The sequence below is a fragment of the Bifidobacterium sp. genome (assembly GCF_050874245.1).
GTDB lineage: Bacteria > Actinomycetota > Actinomycetes > Actinomycetales > Bifidobacteriaceae > Bifidobacterium.
In genome coordinates this window covers 1-1,122 of record NZ_JBNMKH010000214.1, presented here as the reverse complement: position 1 = coordinate 1,122, position 1,122 = coordinate 1, and the positions used below count along the sequence as shown (strand labels likewise).

General features: G+C 59.6%; 1 protein-coding gene and 1 pseudogene. Both read left to right on the top strand.

Features of this window, described 5'->3' with window-relative positions:
• Positions 1-669: lyase family protein (locus tag ACR0P8_RS10000; protein WP_432624891.1), on the top strand; the 669-nt coding region annotated here is incomplete at its 5' end.
• A gap of 103 nt (positions 670-772) precedes the next feature.
• Positions 773-1,122: pseudogene (locus ACR0P8_RS09995) on the top strand (TIGR00374 family protein); the annotation flags it as partial.

The following is a 1,122-nucleotide window of genomic DNA, read 5'->3' as shown; positions in this document are numbered from 1 at the left end:
TGGAACCCGCTGACCACGCAGATCGAGAGCCACGACTGGCAGGCCGAACTGTATTCCACCGTCTCCCACGCCAACCGCATCATGCATAACCTGTGCGTGGACGTGTGGATGTACATCTCCCGCGGCGTGTTCGCGCAGATTCCGGTGAAGGGCGCAACCGGTTCATCCACCATGCCGCACAAGGTGAACCCGATCCGTTTCGAGAACGCCGAAGCGAACTTCGAGATCTCCTGTTCCCTGCTCGACACGCTGTCCGCCACACTGGTGGAATCCCGTTGGCAGCGAGACCTGACCGACTCCACCACCCAGCGCAACATCGGTTCCGCGCTCGGCTACAGCCAGCTGGCCCTGTACAACCTGATGGGCGGCCTGAAGTCCATTCATCCGAACGATATCGTCATCGAGCGTGAGCTTGACACCAACTGGGAAGTGCTCGGCGAGCCGATTCAGACCGCCATGCGCGCCTGCGAGCTCAAGGGTCTGCCGGGCATGGAGAAGCCTTATGAAAAGGTCAAGGAGCTTATGCGCGGTCATGAGATCAGCAAGGAAGCCGTCGAAGCGTTCATCGACCAGCAGTCCTTCGACGACGAAACCGCGGCACGACTCAAGGCTTTGATCCCCGCCACCTACACCGGATGGGCCAACAAGCTGGTCGCCTTCGACCGCTAAGCCTATGTTCAATGGCCGATGTTGACGGCGATCTTCCGGTCGTCGTCAACATCGGCCATCCATTTTTCTTCCGCAACCATAGTCATAGTCAGGAACTGCACGCATGACGAATAGGACGGACATGCATATCGATGACGTTGCCCCCAAACGCACCCATGATTTCGGCGATTTGACACGTGCCGCACTATCGCTCGTCGGCGCGGTCATAGTCATGGTGTTCGCCGTGTACATGGGCGGTATCACCAGCGGCGTGGAGGCCGACGTACACACCGCGGCACAGGCCATCGACTGGCTTGCCGACATTCCCTCCTCCGTATTGCAGCAGCTTGCCACCGTCATCATCGTCGTGACCGTGCTCATCCAGCTGATGCTCGCCCGCGAATGGCTGGTCACGCTTACCGCCATCGCCGGCATGCTCGCCGGATATCTTGCGGCTTGGGGACTGTCCATACT